Annotated in this window: 16 protein-coding genes; 7 read left to right on the forward strand and 9 right to left on the reverse strand. The window is 70.5% G+C overall.

Annotated elements, in window-relative coordinates:
- Positions 1-178: 178 nt before the first annotated feature.
- Both WMF22_RS31635 and WMF22_RS31640 read left to right on the forward strand, forming a co-directional pair.
- A complete protein-coding gene (locus tag WMF22_RS31635) occupies positions 179-475 on the forward strand; it encodes a hypothetical protein (RefSeq protein ID WP_437836020.1) in 297 nt (98 codons plus the stop codon).
- A gap of 156 nt (positions 476-631) precedes the next feature.
- On the forward strand, positions 632-1,102 hold the full coding sequence (locus tag WMF22_RS31640) for a LysR substrate-binding domain-containing protein (protein ID WP_438032192.1): 471 nt from the start codon (positions 632-634) through the stop codon (positions 1,100-1,102).
- A gap of 143 nt (positions 1,103-1,245) precedes the next feature.
- Here the strand turns inward: WMF22_RS31640 and WMF22_RS31645 are convergent, their stop codons facing one another.
- From WMF22_RS31645 to WMF22_RS31660, 4 genes are all read right to left on the reverse strand, one after another.
- Positions 1,246-3,279 carry a hypothetical protein gene (locus WMF22_RS31645; protein WP_438032193.1) on the reverse strand — a complete coding sequence of 678 codons (2,034 nt, stop codon included), beginning with the start codon at positions 3,277-3,279 and terminating at the stop codon, positions 1,246-1,248.
- 229 nt (positions 3,280-3,508) lie between these two features.
- Positions 3,509-3,718, reverse strand: a complete 210-nt coding sequence (locus WMF22_RS31650; RefSeq protein WP_438032194.1) for a hypothetical protein — start codon at positions 3,716-3,718, stop codon at positions 3,509-3,511.
- Positions 3,719-3,880: 162 nt separating this feature from the next.
- Complete coding sequence (locus tag WMF22_RS31655; RefSeq protein ID WP_437990211.1) at positions 3,881-4,216, reverse strand: hypothetical protein; 336 nt, start codon at positions 4,214-4,216, stop codon at positions 3,881-3,883.
- 396 nt (positions 4,217-4,612) lie between these two features.
- Entirely contained in the window at positions 4,613-5,365 is a 753-nt protein-coding gene (locus tag WMF22_RS31660) for an IS630 family transposase (RefSeq protein WP_438032195.1), read from the reverse strand.
- A 120-nt stretch (positions 5,366-5,485) separates the two neighbouring features.
- On the opposite strand from WMF22_RS31660, the gene tnpA reads away from it, so the two are divergent.
- Genes tnpA through tnpC (WMF22_RS31675) form a run of 3 tightly spaced genes read left to right on the forward strand, consistent with a single transcriptional unit; the run spans position 5,486 to position 7,892 of the window.
- Positions 5,486-5,815 carry an IS66 family insertion sequence element accessory protein TnpA gene (tnpA, locus tag WMF22_RS31665; protein WP_437294489.1) on the forward strand — a complete coding sequence of 110 codons (330 nt, stop codon included), beginning with the start codon at positions 5,486-5,488 and terminating at the stop codon, positions 5,813-5,815.
- A complete protein-coding gene (tnpB, locus tag WMF22_RS31670; protein WP_437294488.1) occupies positions 5,809-6,231 on the forward strand; it encodes an IS66 family insertion sequence element accessory protein TnpB in 423 nt (140 codons plus the stop codon). Before tnpA ends, tnpB (WMF22_RS31670) begins: the two co-directional genes overlap by 7 nt.
- A complete protein-coding gene (gene tnpC / locus WMF22_RS31675) occupies positions 6,228-7,892 on the forward strand; it encodes an IS66 family transposase (protein WP_438032196.1) in 1,665 nt (554 codons plus the stop codon). The genes tnpB (WMF22_RS31670) and tnpC (WMF22_RS31675) overlap by 4 nt, the downstream gene beginning before the upstream one ends.
- A gap of 543 nt (positions 7,893-8,435) precedes the next feature.
- Here tnpC (WMF22_RS31675) and WMF22_RS31680 read toward each other — a convergent pair.
- Positions 8,436-8,636 carry a hypothetical protein gene (locus WMF22_RS31680; RefSeq protein WP_438032197.1) on the reverse strand — a complete coding sequence of 67 codons (201 nt, stop codon included), beginning with the start codon at positions 8,634-8,636 and terminating at the stop codon, positions 8,436-8,438.
- Between the two features lie 50 nt (positions 8,637-8,686).
- The gene (locus WMF22_RS31685; protein ID WP_438032198.1) at positions 8,687-8,833 is read right to left on the reverse strand and encodes a hypothetical protein; all 147 of its coding nucleotides are present in this window, start codon (positions 8,831-8,833) and stop codon (positions 8,687-8,689) included.
- Between the two features lie 515 nt (positions 8,834-9,348).
- Here WMF22_RS31685 and istA point away from each other — a divergent pair.
- Positions 9,349-10,836, forward strand: coding sequence for an IS21 family transposase (gene istA, locus WMF22_RS31690; RefSeq protein ID WP_438032199.1), 1,488 nt, complete (start codon positions 9,349-9,351; stop codon positions 10,834-10,836).
- Positions 10,833-11,594 (forward strand): ATP-binding protein, encoded by a 762-nt coding sequence (locus tag WMF22_RS31695; RefSeq protein ID WP_438032200.1) that lies wholly within the window; start codon positions 10,833-10,835, stop codon positions 11,592-11,594. The genes istA and WMF22_RS31695 overlap by 4 nt, the downstream gene beginning before the upstream one ends.
- Before the next feature lie 1,502 nt (positions 11,595-13,096).
- Here the strand turns inward: WMF22_RS31695 and tnpC (WMF22_RS31700) are convergent.
- The 3 genes from tnpC (WMF22_RS31700) to WMF22_RS31710 are packed head-to-tail and all read right to left on the reverse strand — an operon-like array spanning position 13,097 to position 15,375.
- Positions 13,097-14,779: an IS66 family transposase gene (gene tnpC, locus WMF22_RS31700; RefSeq protein WP_438032201.1), complete on the reverse strand. Its 1,683-nt coding sequence runs from the start codon at positions 14,777-14,779 to the stop codon at positions 13,097-13,099.
- Between the two features lie 42 nt (positions 14,780-14,821).
- Complete coding sequence (gene tnpB, locus WMF22_RS31705; protein ID WP_437296052.1) at positions 14,822-15,193, reverse strand: IS66 family insertion sequence element accessory protein TnpB; 372 nt, start codon at positions 15,191-15,193, stop codon at positions 14,822-14,824.
- Positions 15,190-15,375, reverse strand: a complete 186-nt coding sequence (locus tag WMF22_RS31710; RefSeq protein WP_438032202.1) for a hypothetical protein — start codon at positions 15,373-15,375, stop codon at positions 15,190-15,192. The genes tnpB (WMF22_RS31705) and WMF22_RS31710 overlap by 4 nt, the downstream gene beginning before the upstream one ends.
- Positions 15,376-15,696: the final 321 nt, after the last annotated feature.

Raw genomic sequence — 15,696 nt, forward strand, 5'->3', positions numbered from 1 at the left:
AATGGAGTTCATGGCCCGGCTCGCGGCTTTGATTCCTCCGCCGAAGATCCCGCTTGTGAGATACCATGGCGTGTTCGCGCCTCTGCCCGCCGCGCCCGCGCCCGCATCGCCCGCGCCCGCGTCGCCGTGCGCTCCGCCGGCGCTCTCAGCGAGGTCGCTCGCGCATGCCGAGCCCACGGTGCGAGTTGAGCCGACCCTGATCTCGGTCTTGCACTGGGGGCGGCTGCTCGAAGGGGAGTTGTTCGCAACGTCGCGCTACGTCGAGTGGGCCGTGCTCATGAAGCGTTCGTTCGGCTTCGATGCGCTTCGCTGCCCGAGATGCGAACGGAGGATGCGCGTGCTTTCCACGATCACCGACTCAGCGGTGGTGCGCCGCATCCTCGATCATCTGAACTTGCCCTCGCAGCCCCGAACGGCAGCACCCGCGCGCGATCCAACGTGGGAACCGATGGCGTTCGGGTTCGACGCGGCGTAGGTGGGCACCCGGCCCGAGCCCGTCATGGCGAACGCACGTCGCGGTCGTCGAGCCAGAGCTGCACCCAATGCACGGCGCGCGGGCCCTGCGACGGGGCGAGCGGGTGTTTGATGCGCGATACGATAGACGGCTCGCCCGGCGCCGTTCCCGCGGGGCTTGACACGGGCGAGAGCTCTATGGTTTCCTATCCGCCGGGGCATCCTGCGCACGCCGCTCAACCGCGGCCACTTCGTCTGCCTGTTCGACCCGCGCCACGTGCGCCTCGGCGCGCGCCCCAGCAAGCGCACGTACCTCGCGCAGGAGCACGTCATCGTCTCGTACAACGGCGACCTCCGCGGCACGGTCGAGGACAGGCTCGGCGTCGAGCGACGTGTCCGCTGGTCGGTCGCGAGCTTCAGTGCGATCGGCGCCATCGTCGACGGCAGCCAGCTCGTGGCGACCTTGCCCGACGTCTTCGCGGCGCAGCTCGTGCGGCAGCGGCCGCACCTTCGCAGCGCGCCCTTTCCCTTCGCGCACCCCGCCGGCGGCATGGACCTGCTCTGGCCCGCCGCGCTCGACGGAGACGACGCGTGCGCCTTCGTGCGCGCCGCGATCATCGATATCGCCAAGCAGCGATCGTCGGTGTGACGTCGTACGGCGGGAGCGAGGGATACCCGTGCACGAGCGGCTGGCACACACCGGTCGACCGCTACGTCGACTTCATCGACCCGTTCGTCAACGCGCCGTAGGCCCGCGGCGCCCCGAGCGAGACCGCGGGGACGCGCGCCCTCCTACCGCCCCGCGGGGCCGAACCGGCGCGCGTCGGCCGGCGTCCCCGGCGGCGGCGCCTCCGGGACGAGCTCGCCGCCGTGGGTCAGCACATGCCAGCGCTCGTCCCGCGTGTACCAGGGCTCGCCCCGGAGCTCTGGCGCAGGCTTCGGAAGCACGCCGACCCGCACGCGACCGTCGTGCACCTCGATCCGCATCAGATTCTGGGACACCTCGACCCCGCGCGCCAGGGCGAGCACCGGGTGACCCGGGCGATCCAGCGACACATCGAGGCGCCCGCCCGCCGAGGCCGCGGGCGAGCTCGCGAGGAGCGCCGCGCCGCCCGGAGCCGGCATCGCCGCGACGCCGTCCGGCACCACGACGCGCCGCCACGCCTGCGGCGCGCCCAGCGGCAGCGGGCTGCGCACGAGCGCCTGCAGCGGCTCGCGCTGCGGGGCGCTCGCGTGCCGCATCCGCTCGAGCAGGAGCAGCGTGCCGTCCGGCGCCGCGATGATCCGCTTGATCGCGTCGGCCGGGATCGCGTGGGTCCCCTCGGCGCGCCACGGGCCCTGCGCGCCCCGCACGAAGAGCGCCGCGCCCCCGCCTGCGGCACGGCAGACGAGCACGCCGACGCCGGCCGCGTTGCGCAGGTCGACCGGCTGCGCGCACCCCTCCGGCGCCGCGACGGGCGTCACGGCGCCCGCGCGCTGGTCGACGACCGCGAACGTCGGCGGCCGCACGAGGTGCGCGGCGCATTCGGTCACGCGACGTGGCCGGACTTCGCCGCCCGGCGGGACGCGCGCCGGATCGCAGAGGCCGTCGCCGAACGCCGCGAGCCACGTGCGCGTCGGCGGCGGCTGCCGGAAGTCCAAGCGCAGGCACAGCGCCCCTTCGCAGCCACCACGACCGCCGCCGCCCTCCCCGGTGCCGGTGAGCCCGAGCCCGGCGACGTCCTTGCACTGCGGCTCCCGTCCGACCGCCGCGGCGCCGCGCGCAGGCGGCTCGGGCGCCGGCGGGACGAGGGCCGAACGGCGAGCGCCGGCCTCCCGGGCGATGATCGTGGTGGAGAGGCTGAGCGCCAGGCCGAAGGGCGGCAGGCGGTACAACAGGTTGGCGGGAGCGGCCCGGGTCCACGCCCGGCCGTCGCGGCTCAGCACGGCGGGGCAGACCCGATCGCCGTTCCAGATCCAGGAGCCCGCGCGCTCGAGCGTGCGCGGCTGGAACGTGGACCGCGCCCAGGTCTGCCCGCGATCCGACGAGACGAACGTGCCCGGAGGCGCCGCACGCCCCGGCGGCGCCGGGCGCCCGTGCGAGGGCGCCTCGGCGGGCACGCGCGCGACGAGCACGCCGTCGGGCCGCACGAGCACCGCGCGCACCGGCTTGCCCGGCGCGACGACGGCCGAGGTGAAGGTGCGGCCCTCGTCCGCGGAGACGCTGACGCGCTCCCCCGCCGCGGCCGCGATGAGGCCGCCGGCCGCGTCCCAGGCCGTCGCGCCGGGGACGCTGCCGCGCAGCTCGAAGCCGTCGGGCCGGAGCGCGGCGCGGACGTCGGCGGCGCGGTGGAGCGCGCCCTCGGGCGTCGCCGCGTAGAGGGCGTCGTCCCGCTGGCCCGCGACGCCAACCCAGATGAAGCCCGCGGGCAGCTTCAAGGGGCCGACGACGCCGAGGTCCTGGTGGACCGCGAAGGCGCCGACAGCGGCTGCGCCCGGGGCGCCGGCGCCGCTCGCACCGCCGGCTCGCCCTGCGGCGCCGGCGCCGTCTCCAGGTGCGGCGAAGACCGCGACGCGCGCGCCGAGGGCGATCTCGCGGTGCTCGAGGAACAGGTCCCGCTCGGCCAGCTCGCGTTCCTGCTCGTCGAGGGGCGGCTCGATCCAGGGCGCAGGCGGGATCGCGGCGGCCGGCAACACCAGCGGGGCCGACGGATCGACGGGACCGCCGGCGGGCCCGCCCTCGGCGCGCACCGACGCCTCCGGCGGGGCGGGAGGAATGGCGACCGACGCGGGCGCCGCTGGAGCCGGACCGGCGGCAGGACCACACGAGATCGCGAGCAGCGCCAAGGTGAAGGGCGAAAGCCGTCGAGAGATCTTCAGGGAGAGCCTCCTGCTCCACCTTTACCAGGCATCCCCGACCGGATCACCAGGCCGCGCCGCGCGGGACCGGCGGTGACGGTCTGCGCCCGGCTCGCGTGCGCTCGGCGGCATCGATCCCGTCGGGGCGCGCTCGCCGAAGGGAGACGGGAGGTGGGGGACGGTTTGCCACGGCAAACTCGTCCTGGCCAACGCGGTGTTACTGCGCGCCGATCGAGCTGAGGAAGTCGTAATAGGCGTCGATCTTGTCCGCGGGGACCACGTCGAGGCCGGTGTTGACCCGGAACTCGTCGATCATCTGCGGAGCGAGGATCGCCTTGGTCGCGTCGAGGCCGATGGCTCTGATGCCATAGAGGATATACGGCACGAGATACCCCTCGTAATACGGCAAGCGCCGCTTCAGCGCCACCTCGTTCCGCAGCGCCCTGCGGCGGCTCCGCCCGAAGCGCCGCGGCAGCGCCGCCGCGCCCGACGAGCCTGCGCCGGTCGAGCCGACAGGCGCGCCGGTCTGACGCCGCGCCGGATCGAGAACGCGGCGCGCTAGCGCTTCGGACCCGCCGCAACCCCTCCGTCATTCCGGCAGGAGCGCCTCGCTCAGCCGATCGCGCTCCGCCACGGCAGGGCTCTCCTCCGGGAAGACCAGGTTGACCTGCTCCGCGCCCCGCGCGAGGCACCGCACGAAGTCGGCGAGCCGCGCCAGGTTCTCATCGGCGCGCGCGTTGGCCGCTTCGGGAGCGCCTGCGAGGGGCTGCGGCGCGGGCCTTCGGCCTGGGTGCGGCGCGGGCGGGAGCGCCGGGGAGACCACGCCTGCGCCGAGGGCGCGCGCCGCGAGCGCGCTCGGTGGAAGCGGCGCGCGGCTGCGCGAGAGCTCGCGACTCCGCGCGACGGCGGGCGGCCGGCGAGCCACGCGCGCCGCGCCGCGGCGGCCTCCTTGTGCGGCCGCCGCGCTCGGATCACGAGGCGCGCAGTCGCCCGTGGCGGGTGCGGGCCGAACGCTGAGTTGACCTGCGGCGCCAAGCGCCGTCAGGTCCAATTCTGTGTTGGGCGGAGCCTGGTCGCGCATCATGGGATCAAACCTCCGCAACCGCCTCTTGCCGAGCTGCGAGCCGCCGCTCGCCGCAGGAGCGGTCGTGGTCGCGCCCTACCGCTCCGCCATGGCGCCGCCAGGTCCCGCCGGCTCTCGTTTCGCCGAGTTCCTCGCAGAGCACGAGCGGTCCGCGTTTCGCTCGCTTGAACGTTCACGTTCCTTTCCACACGCTGGCAATCAAAGGCATTTTCGAGAAGACCGTCATACGAGTGCGCTTTAGAGCGGCTTTCGTTCGAGTGCGGTACACCCAGCATTCGGCGGAGCACGGGCTCGACCAACGCGCGCAGGAGCCTGCGACCGGACTGGGCGCCGCCGAGTAGGACGACGAGGTCGTCGGACGTAGCCTTTCAGCGCGAACCAGCCCTGCGCGTCCTGTCGGAAGACCTTGTCGACCCCACGGACCATCGCGTCGTAAACCGCCGGCACGGTGCGCGGAGCGGCGGCGCGAAGTGCCTCCTTGACCTTGGAGCCGCAGTTCTCCACCGGCGACAAGTCCGGCGAGTAGGCGGGCAGAATCCAGTAGCGGACGCCTCGGGTACGAAGCGCCTGGCGCACGCCACGTAGGCGATGCGCGCCAAGGCCGTCGACAATGACCACGTCTCCGCGCTTCAGCTCGGGCATGAGCACCTGGCGCACGTAAACCTCGAAGTGCTCACCGTTCATCGCCCCCTTGAAGGCCCACGGTGCAACGACACCTCGCAAGCCAAGCCCCATCACCAGCGTGATGTTCGGGTCCGGATTGGCGGGGACTTTGCCGTACGCACGCCTCCCGCGAGGCGCACGCCCATAACGGCGCGCCATGCCCAGGTTGGCGCCGAATTCGTCAACGAAGATCAGCCGACGCGCCCCCGCCGCCCGCGCTCGGCGGCGGAACCTCCGACGCGCGACTTGAACCTCAGGCCTGTCCTGTTCGCTTGCACATAGCGTCTTTTTTTTCGTGTCAAACCGAGCCGCATCAGCGCGCGGCACATCGTCGGGCGGCTCACGCGCGCCCCCGTGCGGTGCTCCAGCGTAACCGCCCGACCAACGCCATCGTGATCAGCCCGTCGGGGCCGGTTACCAGTTCCCATCGCGACGAAGGAGGAAGCGATGGCGACGAGGGTGGAGTGGGCCGAGCGGGTGGAGCGATGGGAGCGCAGCGGGCTGAGCGCCGAGAAGTTCGCGCGGCGCGAAGGGTACAAGCCGAAGCAGCTGTACTGGTGGCGCTGGAAGCTGCGAGCTGACCAGCCCTCGCCGTCGTCGTTGACCGAAGCGCCGCGCTTTCTGCCGGTCCACGTGGTGACGGACGCATCGGTCGTCGCGCCGGAGCCGATCGAGATTGCGCTGCCCAACGGGCGGGTGGTGCGGGTCCGGCCGGGCTTCGACCCGGCCACGCTCGAGCGGGTCCTGGCGCTCGCGGCCGAGGAGACGCCGTGCTGACGCTGCCGCCGTCGGTGCGCGTGTACATCGCAGCCGAGCCCACGGACCTGCGCAAGAGCTTTGATGGGCTGTCGGCCTTGGTCTCTCAGCGCTTCGGAGCCGATCCGATCTGTGGGCATCTGTTCGTGTTCAGGAATCGGCGAGGTGACCAGATGCGCGTCTTGTTCTGGGACCGCACTGGCTACATGATCGTGGCGAAGAAATTGGCCCGCGGGCGATTCCATCTCGCCCGCGACCTGCCCAAGGGGACCACCCACGTTGAGGTCGATGCGGCCGAGCTGTCGCTGATGCTCGAAGGGTTCGACCTGTCCGAGGCCGTGCGGCGCAAGCGCTGGAGGCCCAGCGTGAGAAAAATTGCTCCGTCGAAGCAAAGCTTGATGGATGCGCGGGGGATAGCTATCCCCCGCGCCACGTGACCAGTCCTCTTCAGTCCCAGGCACAACTGCCCGCCGATCTGGCGGATGTGCGGCGCAAGCTCGAGCAGCTGGCGGCCGCCGGGCAGCTTCCGGAGCTCATCGACCTGGTGCTCGGGCTGCTGGTCCAGCTACGCGACAAGAACACCGCGCTCTCGGCGAGGCTCGCGAGCGCGCTGCGCGAGCTGTACGGCCGCAAGAGCCAGCAGGTCTCGACCGAGCAGCTGATGCTGATGTTCGCCGAGCTCGGGGCGGAAGCGCCGCCGGGGGCGGCGGGCTCGGAGCCCGGCGCGGACGCTCCGCCGCAGCCGGAGCAGGGGCTGGTGCCGCAACCCCCTGAGCCGCCGAAGCCGCCGCGAGGACGGGGCGGGCGCGCGCCACTTCCCGAGCACCTGCCGCGTGAGACGCGCATGGTGCCCGTCCCCGAGGCGGAGCGGACGTGCCCACAGTGCGGCGCGGACAAGAAGTGCATTGGCCATCGCACGAGCGAAGTGCTCGAGTTCGTGCCGGCGCAGTTCAAGATCATCGAGGAGAAGCGGGAGAAGCTCGCCTGCCCGCGTTGCCCCGAGCAGGGCGTAACGACGGCGGACAGCGAGAAGGTGATGGACCGAGGGCGCCCAGGACCGGGGCTGCTCGCCAGCATCCTTGTCGAGAAGTTCGAGGACTCGATGCCGCTGTACCGGCAGACGCAGCAGTACGCGCGCTTCGGCGTGTCGCTGTCGCCGTCGACGCTGGGAGACTGGTCCGCGTTCGCGCTCGATGTGCTCGCTCCCGTGGCCGAGAGGCTCGGGGAGCGGGTGCTGGACTCGTTCTATCTGCGCGCCGACGACACGGGGATGCGGGTGCTGGATCGAGATCATCCGTCGGGGGTGAAGCGAGGCCATATCTGGGCCTTTGTCGGCGCGGATCTCGTCGCGTTCCTGTACGCACCGGACTGGAAGGCGAAGCATCCAGCCGCGCTGCTGCAGGGCTTCACCGGCTACTTGCAGGGCGATGGATACGCGGGCTATGGCGCGATGCTCCGCGGAGGCGACGACGGCGAGATGATCGTGCCCGAGGAGCGTCGGCTCGGCTGCGGGATGCACATCCGCGCCAAGTTCGAGAAGGCGGCCAAGGGCGGCGACGCGCGAGCGGCGGTAGCGCTCTCGTACTTCAAGGCCATCTACCGAATCGAGGCGACCTGCAAAGATGAGGCGCTGTCCACGGAGGCGCGCCTGGCGCACCGGCAGGAGCGGTCGCTCCTCGTTGTGGACGAGCTGTATCAGTGGATTCACGAGCTGCACCTGCGGCTCGTGCCAGGCACACCGCTCTACATGGCTACCCAGTATGCCATCAACCAGGAGGCAGCGTGGCGGCGCTGCTTCACGGATGGACGCTTTGAGATAGACAACGGCGAGGTCGAGCGGCAGCTAAGACGTGTAGCCCTCGGAAGAAAGAACTACTTGTTCGCGGGCTCCGATAAGGGCGCTCAGCGCCTGGCCATCGGCTACACGATCTTCGGCTCGTGTCGAATGCACGGAGTCAACCCGCTCGCCTGGGCGACAGACGTCATCGGCAAGCTGCAGGCGGGCTGGCCGCGCGACCGGCTGGACGAGTTGCTGCCCGACGCATGGGCGAGATCGTCGCGCGCTGCTCCGAGCGCCGGCGACGCCGGCGCGACCTGAACAACGCGAACTTCGGCCGGCGACGCAGGCGGAGGCCACCTCGGCGGGCCCCCCGTGCAGAACCGCCTGTGCCCGCGCCGAGTCGTGGACCGACGCCGCCCCGCGCCCAGCATCGTCGACCCCGGTGAGAGCCGCAAGGGGCCGTGCCCATGGCGATGGCCGGGTGGTTACGCTCCAGCAGCTCGATGAGCTCATCCAGGGTCCGGTCGTTTTTCTCGTCGACGAGCGCTCGTAGCTGCTGCGCTCCGGCCTCGTCGATCTTCGAGGCCCTTCCGCCACCGTGCGGCCGAGGCGCTACGCTCCCAGTCGACCGCTCGATACTGAGATACTCCTGCACAGTGCTGAGAACGACGGCGAAACGCGCGGCGATTTCTCGCATGCTTCCCTCGCCGTTGCGGTAGGCGTCAACGATCCGCTGTCGCAGGTCGACACTGTACGGTCCCATGCGCGTAGCCCACGCAGCCTGCGTGCCATCACCCTACCGGACGTGCTCTGCTTGCACCGAACCCGAACGAAAACCGCTCTAACGATGCGCCGCCGCCTTCAAAGGACAATGTCGGCTCTGTGGCGCGACGCGTCCGCGAGCGTGCGCTCCTTTGGCTGCGGCGCCGCGGTTACCTCGACGAACGCGCGGCCGAGGAGCGCGGCAACGAGACCGTCGCGCCCTCCGCGCTGGATGCGCACCCAGCTCGCGCTCGCGGGAAGAGCCTTCCTTACGAGGCCTTTCGAGCTGTCGGTGAGCATCGCGTCCCGCGTCCGATCGGTGAAGACCGCGGCCCCATGATCGGCGGCGTTCACCGTTCACCGCCGGTCCCCACGCCGATCTGGGCCACGCTCGCCTCCGCGGCGTAGACGTTACGCCCGCCGAAAAGTCGAAGGCCCGAGGGCTGCCACCCTCGGGCCTTCTGGAGCTCCGCGTTGCCGGAGTCCCCCACCTTCATCACAAGCCGGGCTCCAGGTCCAGAAAGCGGCGTCATGGAGCCCGTTGCCTTCGTCCGCCTACCGCCTCGCCCACTGCGCCCGCTGCCGCGTCCAGCTTCGCCTCTGCCGTCGCTGCGATCGCGGCCAGCGCCTCTGCCCCGACTGCCGCCCGCTCCAGCGTCGTGAGTCGCTCCGCCGCGCCGGCGCGGCCTACCAGACGCAGCTTCGCGCTCGCCGCCTCCATGCCGCTCGCCAGGCCCGGTATCGGGACCGGCAGCGGGACAAGTTCTCCGCGCAGAAAGTGACGCATCACAGGGTGACACAAGCCGCGGCCGCGTCGATGTCCCAGCTCGCGCCGGAGATCACCCCCGGCCGAAAGGACAACAATGACGATTGGATCCGAGATGTCGGCCGCTGCTCGCTCTGCGGAGCGCGGCTTCCGCCCTGGGCCCTGCGCGAGCGGCGCGCTCGGTCAGCTGTTCACCGACGCGCTCCCCGCGTCCCACGAAGCCCTCCGCGGTGACGGGAGGCGGCGGTGATCGCGAAAGAGAAGGAGGCCGAGGTGCTGCGCCTCTACCACGGTGAGAAGTGGCCCGTGGGCACCATTGCCGCTCAGCTCGGGCTGCACCACACCACCGTTCAGCGCGTGCTCGGGCAAGCGGGCGTCGACCCGAAGGTCGTCGCGCCGCGCCCGTCGATGGTCGACCCGTTCGTGCCCTTCATCGTCGAGCAGCTCGGCAAGTATCCCTCGCTGCGCTCGAGTCGCCTCTTCGGCATGCTCAAGGAGCGCGGCTATCCGGGCGGTCCCGATCATCTGCGCCGAGTGATCGGTCGTCTCCGCCCCAAGAAGCCGGCAGAGGCATTCCAGCGGCTGCGCACGCTGCCCGGCGAGCAAGCGCAGGTCGACTGGGCGCACTTCGGCAAGCTGGCTGTCGGCCGGGCGCTGCGCCCGCTCTGGGCGTTCGTCATGGTGCTCAGCTACTCGCGGCGGATCTTCCTGCGCTTCTTCCCCAGCGCAGCGATGCCCTTCTTCGTTCGCGGGCACGTCGAGGCGTTCGCCGACATCGACGGCGTCCCGCGCGTGCTGCTCTACGACAACCTCAAGAGCGCTGTCGTGGAGCGTCACGGCGACGCGATCCGGTTCCACCCCATGCTCCTGGCTCTGTCGGCGCACTACCGCTTCGAGCCGCGCCCCGTCGCCGTCGCTCGCGGCAACGAGAAGGGCCGCGTCGAGCGCGCCATCCGCTACGTCCGCGAGGCATTCTTCGAGGCCCGGACCTATACCGATCTCGACGACCTCAACCGACAAGCGACCGAGTGGACCAGCTCCGCAGCGCTCGATCGCTCCTGGGTCGAGGACCGCGCCCGCACCGTGCGGCAGGCCTTCGACGACGAGAGCCGTGTGCTGCTCGGGCACCCCGACACGCCGTTTCCAGCCCATGAGCGCGTCGAGGTCGAGATCGGAAAGACCCCCTACGCGCGTTTCGATCTCAACGACTATTCTGTTCCCCACGACCGGACGAGCCGCACGCTCGTCGTCCTCGCCGACCTCGAACAGGTGCGCATCGCTGACGGCAACGAGATCGTCGCGACCCATGTCCGCTCGTGGGACCGCGGCCAGCAGATCGAGCAACCCGAGCACATCCAGCGCCTGGTCGACGAGAAGCGCCGCGCCCGCGAGCATCGCGGCCTCGATCGCCTCGCCCGCGCCGCCCGCAGCAGCCAGGCATTCCTGCGCATCCTCGCCGAGCGCGGAGACAACGTCGGCAGCGCCATCGCCCGGCTTCTGCACCTGCTCGACGCCGTCGGCGCCGCCGAGCTCGAAGAGGCGCTCGTCGAGGTGCTCGAGCGCGACACCATTCACGTCGGCGCCGTGCGCCAGGTGATCGACCGCCGGCGCTCCGAGCGCCACCTGCCGCCTCCAGTCTCGATCCCCGTCACGCGCGGCCAGCACGCCGCCCTCGTCGTCACGCCGCATTCGCTCGCCACCTACGACGCCCTGAAGAAGGACCCGACGCCATGACCGATCTAACGCCCACCGAGACCAAGGCCCGCCTGAAAAGCCTCGGCCTGTTTGGTCTGCTGGCCTGCTGGGAGGAGCTCGCCGAAAAGCCCTGGCTTCGCGAGGTGCTCGCCATTGAGGAGCGCGAGCGCCAAAAACGCAGCCTCGATCGCCGCCTCAAAAACTCCCGCGTAGCCGCCTTCAAGCCCATGGCGGACTTCGACTGGTCCTGGCCCAAGAAAATCGACCGCGAGGCCGTCGACGACCTCTTCGCTCCCGGCTTCCTCGCCACCGGCCACAACGCCGTGCTCGTCGGCCCCAACGGCGTCGGCAAGACCATGATCCTCAAGAACGTCGCCCACCAGGCCGTCGTCCGCGGTCACACGGTCCGCTTCTCGACCGCGAGCGACATGCTTGCCGACCTCGCCGCGCAGGAGTCCTCGGCCGCGCTCGCGCGCCGGCTGCACCGCTACACGGTTCCAGCCCTTCTTTGCATCGATGAAGTCGGCTATCTCTCCTACGATGGCCGCTACGCCGACCTGCTATTCGAGGTCGTCACCCGTCGCTACGACGCGCAGAAGCCGATCCTGCTCAGTACGAACAAGGCCTTCTCCGACTGGGGCCAGGTCTTTCCGCACGCCGCCTGCGTCGTTACGCTCGTCGACCGGCTCGTGCACCGGGCCGAGGTGATCGAGATCGAGGCCGAGAGCTACCGGCTCAAGGAAGCCAAGGAGCTGAGTGCCATCCGCACCAAGCAGCGCCGCACCAAAAAGCACTGAGCGGCCTCTTCACCGGTGAACTTCACCGGCGTCGGGTGCGGGTTTCACCGGCACCGGGCGCGGATTTCACCGGTGAACTTCACCGAATCTCCGCGGATTGCCGCGATCATCAACACGAGCCCGAGGACAACCCCGACGCGGCTCTCGGGCGCCGGGAGCGACGCTTCTCCGCCACGTGCGACGGGTTGGACGTCCATTGCGCGGTGCGCATCTCGCCTGCGCCTGCGTCGCCTGCGCCCGGCCCTGCGTCGTTGTGCGCTCCGTCAGCGCCCTCAGCGAAGTCGCTCGCGCTTGCCGAGCCTACGATGCGAGTTGAGCCGACCCTGATCTCGGTCTTGCACTGGGGGCGGCTGCTCGACGGGGAGTTGTTCGTAACGTCGCGCTACGTCGAGTGGGCCGTGCTCATGAACGCACCTTCGGCTTCGATGCTCTGCGATGCCCGAGATGCGAACGGAAGATGCGCGCGCTTTCGACGATCACAGACCCAAAGGTGGTGCGCCGCATCATCGATCATCTCAAACTACCCTTGCACCCCCGAACGGCAGCACCCGTACGCGACCCAACGTGGGAACCGATGGCGTTCGGGTTCGACGCCGCGTAGCTGGGGATACGACCCGCCCCCGTCATGGCGAGCGCACGGCGCGGTCGTCGAGGGACAGCTGTGCCCGCAGCACGCCGCGCCGGCCATGCGATGGGGCAAGCGGGTATCGGCCAAACACGGCTCGCCAGGCGCCGTCCCCGCGGGGCTTGACACGGGCCAATGTTCTACCGTTTCCTATCCGCCCGAGCGCGCGAGCCCACGGAAGGGATGGTCTGGTCCGACGGGCCTGCGTGCGCAGAGTGAGGCGCCGTGCCTGAGCCGCGACGCGACCTGGGAAGCGCTGACCGCGCTGCGATGATCACGTGCGCCGGCACGCCGCGCGGCGGTAGGCGCCGCATCGCCCTGCCGGGGGCGAAGCCGGGCCGCTTTGGACGAGCTCCCGGAGGCTGTGGAGTGAACGCGGCCTCCTCGATGCATGGATAAGTTACTGATACAGCGTCACTTTTCCAGGGGGAGCGGGATGACACGATCGGGCGGGTTTCAGCGGGTTTTGAGGGGGTCGAGGCTGACGTCAACGCGCCGACCGCGGGAGCTAAGTATCCGTCCTGTAGACCCCATCCTCGCGTGGTGCGTGGCGTCGCCGTAGATTCGCGACCCGATGCGAGAGGAAGAGCGGTCTGCGGCGAAGGGTGGCTGGGCCCAGCAGCGAGCGGAGGAAACGGCGGTCGACGCTGAGGTCACCGCCCGCGTGCACGTCGCCCGCAGGCGCGCGGCGGCGAAGCCGCGTGCCGCCGATGCCTCTGCCGGGCCCGAATCGTCGACAAGGCGCCGGAAGCCACGCGTCGACCGCGCAAGCGCCGAAGAGCCGGCACCAGCGCGCCAAAGCCGGCGAGCTGCGCGCCCGGCAGCCGGAAAGCATGCGTCCGTGCCCACGGCAGCGGACGGCGACGCCGACGATCGATCAGCTGGGCGTCGCGTCCGGCGCCCGGGGCCACGGACTGGCCGCGAGCCGCTGCCGAGCGTCGGCGTTCTCGAGGGTCTGCTTCCAGGACTTCGGAGCGAGCTCGATGACCCGCTCGGGAGGCCAGGTGGGCAGCATGATCAGCACGTCGCGCAAGTAGGCCCAGGGCTCGATGCCGTGCAGCGCGCAGGAGGCGATGAGCGACACGATGGTGGCGTTCCACTCGGCGCCGTCCTTGCTGCCCACGAAGAGCCAGTTCTTACGGCCCACGGCTTCACGGCGGAGCTCAAGCTCGCTCCGGTTGTTGTCGAGGCGGAGCCGGCCATCCTCGAGGAAGCGAGTGAGTGCGGTCCATTGGTTGAGCGCGTAGCCGATGGCGCCTGCGATGGGGCTCCTCGGCAGGACGAGCAGGTCCTCTGTCTCAAGCCACGCGCGGAAGGCCACGAGCACGGGCTCGGCATCCGTCCGGCGCTGCTCGGTTCGACGGTTCGGAACCAGCTCCTTGGTCGCCTTGTCGATCGCGTAGAGCTTGCGAATGAAGCCGATGGCTACCGTCGCGCGGTCCCGGTCGGAGGTCATCGCCTCGAAGAACTTCCGCCGGCAATGGGCCCAGCAACCGACCTCGGTCACCCCCTCGGTGCGGAAGAGCTGCTCGTAGACGTTCGAGGCGTCGGCCTGGACATAGCCCTTGTAGCCGCGAAGGAACTCCTTCGGGCCATCCTGGTTGTGATGCGGCGTGAAACGGAACAGGACGTGATCTCGGTCCGCCACCAGGACCCAGAAGTGGCCCCGCCGACACTTGTCCTTTGCTTGCACGAGCACGCCGGTGGCGTCGATGGCGATGCAGTGCGCGTTCAGGGCGTCCTTGGCCATCGCCCCGACGAGGATCGCGAGCTTGTCGGCGCACGCCTCGACCCAGCCGCACAGCGTCGAGCGCGAGAGGTGAAGGCCCCAGCGCTCGAACATCTTCTCCTGCCGGTGGAGCGGCAAGTGGTCGGCGTACTTGCTGACCAGCACGTGCGCGAGCAACCCCGGACCGGCGAGGCTGCGCGGGACAGGGCTGTCGGGGACGTCGGCGATCGTGATGCCTTGCTCGGGCTCACCTTTGACCGCGAACTTCGGCCTCACGATCTGCAGTCGCACGAAGCTCGCGGGCCGCCACTCCAGCGTCTCCGACACCTCCTCGCCGATGCGGACAAGCGCGGTCGCGCGCTCGTCCTGCGCCTCCGGCGGCAACAGCTCGATCCGCTCGACCGGCAGATGCTCGGGCAGCCGTTGCCGCCCGTGCGGGCGAGCCTGGCGCCCCTTGTCCCCGCCTCCGGAGGAGCCGTTCGGCGCCGCGCCATCGCCACCGTCGGGTGAGCCGGTCGCGCCCGCATCCGGCTGCGCCCCGGTGCCCGCGAGCATCTGCACGATCGCATCGAAGGCGAGCTGCATCTGCCCGGGGTCGACGTGCTCGGCCTTCTGGCCGAAGATGTGCCGGCGAAGCCGCTCCAGCTCGATGCTGGCGAGCTCGTAGAGCTTGCGGTACTCGTCCCGCTCGTGGGCAGCGCGCGCGAGCTTGTCCTTGAGCTCGCGAATCTGCTCTTCGACCGGCTTGCTCACGACGCGGTAAGTACTCGTGAGCTCTTGCTTTTTGAAGGGGCTTGTGGAGGAAAATTCATGTCGCTCGAGGCAATGCAACCGTGGGGGCTACCCAGGAGCGTGCGAGGCTGTCAGGCGAGATCAGGGGACCTGCGGCGGTGCGGTCTCGGCGAACGGGACCGCTCGCCGCAACTTCGAGGGCGACAGGGCGATGCCTTCCAGGATCTTCGCGAGCTCGGCGGCGTCAATAAGGACGCTCGTGGCTCCCGGAGTGACGGCACGTGGGGCTCGAAATGCCCCACGCTCGAGCCTTTTGTAAAGTAGACAGTATCCGCTGCGGTCCCACCAAAGGGCCTTGCAGCGATCGGCCGCCCGGTTGAAAAAGAGAAACAGCGCTCCGGAGAGCGGGTCTTGTCGCAGCACCTCGCGCACGACGGCAGCGAGACCATCGAACGAGCGCCGTAGATCGAGCGGCTCGGTGGCAACGTAGATCGAGACGCGGCCAGGGATCATCGTGCCCCCCCGAGCGCACGAACAACGCGCGCCAGCGTAACCTCGTCGAACGACGGCGGGACGCGGACGACCGCCCCGTCCGGCAAGACGATCTCCAGCGCCGCGCCCGAAGAGGGCGTCGTGGCTGCAGGCGGGGCGACCACCACGGGCAGCAGCGCCGGAAGCGTCGCCTTCTCTGCCACGTCGCAGGATCATGGGGCCACCCCGTCGCAGGGTCATGGGGCCAGGGGGGAGACGCCGTGATCGGTCTCGACCATGCCCGAGACCGCGAAGCGTGTCGAGGTCCCCGGAGCCGGGCGCGCAGCGACCGGCGACGTCTCTCTTTTCGCAGGGTCATGGGGCCACCCAGGCCCCCGGCAGATCCCGGCAGGGTCCGCGACGCTCAGGAGCAGGCAGGTTCACCCCGCCCCCAGCGACACCCGCGCTCCCGTCGACGAGGGTGGGCGAGGCACGCCGATCGGAGCGAGGGGTCAGAGGCGCGGCCCCGGGCTCGACGTCCTCGC

The sequence above is a fragment of the Sorangium sp. So ce204 genome (assembly GCF_051526795.1).
Classification (GTDB): domain Bacteria; phylum Myxococcota_A; class Polyangia; order Polyangiales; family Polyangiaceae; genus Sorangium; species Sorangium cellulosum_B.